Raw genomic sequence first — 4708 nt, 5'->3', positions numbered from 1 at the left:
TATAAGTACTGATTTTATAATAATTTTTTTTCATATTCTCTTCAATTAAACTGCTTTAGCGTATGCATCATAAGACGTAAAAGCACTGGTATAGCCATAGTATAAAAACTGTTTTGGGCCATTTTGATGTCCATATGGATGTCCATATATAGCTAATTTTTGAGTTTTAAAATTTTTGCGAACATATAATTTGAAATACTGTTTTGTATTAGGAGCATAGGTAATATATCCTGAACTTCCTTTGCTTGAGACATTACCTAAGCCAAATGAAAAACTAAATCCTGCAAAACCTCCTCCGATACTGATGGTAGGGCCTCCATTATTTGACCAGTAGAATCCTCCTTTGGTATGGAACCTAGTTCCTCCAGAGGGCTGATTACCAGCATACCCACCACCAGAGACATGCTTAGTTCCAATTACTTTTGAAGTAATATTAACATACCCAGGAGTTCTAGTTTTGCCACTACTATTTGTAATAAGTTCATCAGCCTGTTGTTTTAGTTCTTGTTCTACAATTGCTTCCGGAACCTCATAATGAAGGGCTCCAACATCAGGTAAGCCATTATTTAATCCCAAATTTTCAATATAACTGATATTGTTGTCTGGATTAGAAACTTCCTCTGCAGCCACTTTCTGTGACTCACTCAGAGTAGTTAATGCCAATAATAACGCTGTTGTCGATTTTAATACGACTTTTGTTAAGGCTTTCATGATTAATTCTCCTATCATAAAGCTATTATATTTTAAAATAATCTTATTATATTTTTAATATAAAATCAAGCATTTTTTGCTAGTATGAAAAGAAAAATACTTTTAGCTTCATATAGTGGTAAAAATGATTCGATAAACAAAGAAGAAGAATAGTTAATTGTAGTTGTGTATGACTCAGTTAACACTGTTGCGGTGGCAACGCCGTTATATCGTTGTACATGACCATCAATATAGCCTACATTAGCAGTCAAAACTGGTTGTATTTGAGCTAAAACTGTTGATAATGGACTGATTGCTAGTACTGTTGCTATTATCCCGTGTCTAATCTTTTTTGTTAATTTCATTTTTTACCCCGCAAATTTCATCTTTTAACCAATTTAACCAGCAAACCGGGCTATAATGAAGATATGAGAAAAGAGGCTAAGATATGAAACCGAATAATATAACTAAAATTAAAAAAGCCAATCTGGGTCTTGCAATAGCAGTGTTTAGTCTGCTTTGTTTGATTAGCTCAACGGCTGTTGCCAAAGCTGATACATCAGAAAGCACAAGCGTTGATACTACCAAATTTGGCTATTGGACAGGCAAAGATGGCGATTGCGACTGGACTTATAGTGTGGTCACCAAAACACTGGTAATTAACGCGTCACCAAAAGCTAACCAGCTGTCCAACATACCTCTTAAAAAGGAATTTAAATGGTATGCCAGCATTGAACACATTGTTTTTGAAACGCCAGTCAAGCTGGCGGCTGATTCAAGCGAGAAGTTTGCGTACCTGACCAATTTGCAGGATATCAAGGGCTTGGACAAGGTTGATACCAGCGAAACAGTAAACATGTCTAAACTGTTTAAAAATGACTCTTCCCTGACTAGCGTAGACCTTAGTAATTTTGATACCAGTAAAGTAACTAATATGAGCCAGATGTTTGAAGGGGTTGCTGCTCCCAGTTTGGATGTAAGTAAATTTAATACAGCTAACGTAACTGATATGAGTTACATGTTTGGATATTCTAAGGTTAAAAACTTAGACTTGAGTAACTTCAATACTAGCAAAGTAATTAACATGGCATATATGTTTTCAAGAACCAATATGCCGATTTTGAATTTAAGTAACTTTGATACCAGCAAGGTAACCAATATGCGTAACATGTTTAGTTTTAGCCAGGTAAACCAACTTAATCTAGCAAATTTTGACACTAAAAACGTAACTGATATGAGTAATATGTTTTCTATGCTTGAAAATGTGACAAGCCTGGACTTGAGCAATTTTGATACCAGTAAAGTTACTAATATGGACCTTATGTTTAATGGCAGCTCTGCCTTGACTCAGCTTAATCTCCATGGCTGGAATACCAAGAATGTTAAGAAAATGAATAATATGTTCAACTCTCTTTACAACATTACCAGCCTAGATCTCAGTAGTTTCAATACTGGTAAAGTAACGGATATGGCATTCATGTTTGGGTATTGTAAAAAGCTCAGCAACTTAAACATTAGCAATTTTAATACAAAAAATGTGACTAGTTTTGCTTACATGTTTGTTGACAACAAGAGCATTAAAAGCCTTGACTTGCATCATTTTAAGACCAGCAAGGCAAAAGATATGTTGGGTATTTTTAGTGGTGACACTTCACTAGAAAAGGTTAATTTGAAAGGCTGGAATACGAAACGTGTTACCCGAATGTCTAGCATGTTTGAAAACTGTCCTAACTTAGTCAAAGTTGACCTTCGCGGCTGGCATACTCCAAAGCTAAAAGAAACCTATAAAATGTTTGCAGGTGACAAAAAGCTGGCAGGTGTTGATCTAAGCCATTTTAATATGCAAAACAAGGGCATTTTGATTCAGACCGGAAATCCAAAAGGCTTTGCTGTCAAGTTGGGACATTATCGCTTACAGAAAAATTCAGGTGTTGGTCAGGGCTTTAAGCACATTCAAGCAGTTGGCAGTGGTACGCTTTACAATCCTAAAGGTAAAAAATATACTGAAAAGCAGTTGCTGAAGCTTTACAGTCATTCTGCAAAAAGAAGTCCAATGGAAATATATGTTATGTATAACGGTAAAAGGCCACAATTGCCAAAAGGACTTAAAATCAAATAAAAGTTAAAGCATAAAAACAGGGTTAATTTACATCGAATAGTGTAAATTAACCCTTGTTTTTTATTTTAGCTCCAGTCTTCAAAATCCAAAGTGGTTATCTGCTTTCTAGTTGTTTCAACTAACCAAGCGGCTAGTTTTAATTCAGCAATTGTCGCTTTGGAAGAAGTTAGAACGTTGGATTCATTAATCAAGGCAGTATCATAATTTTCTAACAGCAGCTTTCGGCCATAGTCATAGTCAAACCCATACTCCTTTTCCTTTTCAAAGAGCTTTTGCAAAGCCTCTTTGTCAGCAGTTGTTGCTACTTGCTGGTCATGTTCGGCTTCTTCAGGGGTATTAATAGGTTTTAATTTGACACCACCGCTGAACTCTACGTCACTAGCTTTGATAAAACTCTTAACTGCTACCAATTTTTGCTCTGTGGTAATTAATAACTTGTTAGTTTTTGGATCAAGAGGTGGCTGTTTAATCTTTGTACCATCATCGTTAACATAATTTTCGTAATATGGTCCGGGATTTAAAAAGTGGTAGAATAGTTCAGCTTTCTTTTCACTAGGAACCCATAAATAAATTAGGCCGTCGACCTTGATATTACTTTGTTGACTAGTTTTCAGGTTAATACCAGTTGGAACCCCGGAGAAATCATAAAGTTTAGTATTTTCAGTTGATTTTGGCTTTACAAAGGAATATGCAAGATCATCATAATCAACTTCAGGCAAGTAATTTCGTAACTTAATAAAGCTTCCATCAACATATTCATCAGGACAATCGTGCAAGCGATAGATATACCCTTCAAAGTCTTCAGCCCATGGAATAACCGCAAGATCAACTTTAATTCTTTGGCCCTTGTTCAACGTATGCTTAGTTCTGTTATTAGATATTGTTTGAGTATTTGTCTTTTGGAGTACTGTAGCATAAGTTACGCCATTATAAATCAGAACATAACCATCAATACTGCCGACATTATTTGCTAGAATATAGCGGTTTTTTCCTAAAGAAAAGTACTTTTTATTTTTTATTGTTACTGTGGGTAAATAATAAAAGTGTTTTTTATTGTCCGACTTGAAATACTTACTGTAATAAAATGTAGGCTTAGTCTTGCTTTCTTTGACTTTACCTTGATATTTGACAACTGAATTCGTAGCTAAGGAACGTTTTTGAGACTTGCCAGACTTCGTGTAAATAAGTGATTTATGGTTTAAAACCAACTTGCCAATTTTAGTATTTTTACCATTAACGTTTTTTACATAGGCATTGTTAACATAGTTACCTTTACCAAGATGATAGTATTTTTGACCATTGATTTCTCTTGAACCATAGTATGGAAGAGCAGTTTCATTGTCAGCATATCTATAACCACTGATATCAGAGTCAAAAGCAGTATTCGCGTACTTAGGATTGTTTTTAATTTTATGTCCAAATTTATTAAAAATGGGTGCATTGGTGATTAAGGTAACTTTTCTTTCACCTTTCTTTGCGGCTTGAACTACCTGTGTGCAATTGAAAGTTGACAGCAATGGGCTGAGTGCTAATACGGTCGCTGTCAGACTAATGCCAATTTTTTTAATTAATTTCATCATTTTAGCCTCGCAAAATTTCTACATAAGCTTATTATAGCTCACTTAAGTGTCTTTAAATATAACAATCGGTACAGATAGTGCAGAAAAAGGCATTATCTATAGCTTTTGCCGGTTTTATCGTTAAAATCGCTTATATATAGTAGCGGATAAAAGAGGTTGTGATGTGAAACAGAATATTTTCATCAAAACCAAAAAAGACGGGCTCTTCGAATTGTTGTAGCACTCGGTCTCTTCTGCTTGGTCAGTGCAGGAGAACTTACTGTCTAACTCGGTAAAAATATCTGCTTGACTTAAAGAATACTTGAAGTGCTAAGCTCTG

General features: G+C 35.1%; 4 protein-coding genes. 1 reads left to right on the top strand and 3 read right to left on the bottom strand.

Annotated elements, in window-relative coordinates; all coding sequences use genetic code 11:
* Positions 1 to 45: 45 nt before the first annotated feature.
* Complete coding sequence (locus Q0K80_RS09850; protein ID WP_294605884.1) at positions 46 to 711, bottom strand: hypothetical protein; 666 nt, start codon at positions 709 to 711, stop codon at positions 46 to 48.
* Positions 712 to 776: 65 nt separating this feature from the next.
* Entirely contained in the window at positions 777 to 1055 is a 279-nt protein-coding gene (locus Q0K80_RS09845) for a hypothetical protein (protein WP_294605882.1), read from the bottom strand.
* Between the two features lie 83 nt (positions 1056 to 1138).
* Between Q0K80_RS09845 and Q0K80_RS09840 the strand changes: the two genes are divergently transcribed.
* Positions 1139 to 2809, top strand: a complete 1671-nt coding sequence (locus Q0K80_RS09840) for a BspA family leucine-rich repeat surface protein (protein ID WP_294605880.1) — start codon at positions 1139 to 1141, stop codon at positions 2807 to 2809.
* Positions 2810 to 2874: 65 nt separating this feature from the next.
* Here the strand turns inward: Q0K80_RS09840 and Q0K80_RS09835 are convergent, their stop codons facing one another.
* Positions 2875 to 4389, bottom strand: coding sequence for an SLAP domain-containing protein (locus Q0K80_RS09835; RefSeq protein ID WP_294605878.1), 1515 nt, complete (start codon positions 4387 to 4389; stop codon positions 2875 to 2877).
* Positions 4390 to 4708 lie beyond the last annotated feature (319 nt).

Source organism: uncultured Lactobacillus sp., assembly GCF_945290125.1.
GTDB classification, from domain to species: Bacteria; Bacillota; Bacilli; order Lactobacillales; family Lactobacillaceae; genus Lactobacillus; species Lactobacillus rizhaonensis.
This window is presented reverse-complemented; position numbering and strand designations above follow the sequence as displayed.

Coding starts and splice junctions, on each gene's coding strand:
- Q0K80_RS09845 (WP_294605882.1), bottom strand. CDS start 1,055: ATGAAATTAACAAAAAAGATTAGACACGGGATAATAGCAACAGTACTA.
- Q0K80_RS09850 (WP_294605884.1), bottom strand. CDS start 711: ATGAAAGCCTTAACAAAAGTCGTATTAAAATCGACAACAGCGTTATTA.
- Q0K80_RS09840 (WP_294605880.1), top strand. CDS start 1,139: ATGAAACCGAATAATATAACTAAAATTAAAAAAGCCAATCTGGGTCTT.
- Q0K80_RS09835 (WP_294605878.1), bottom strand. CDS start 4,389: ATGATGAAATTAATTAAAAAAATTGGCATTAGTCTGACAGCGACCGTA.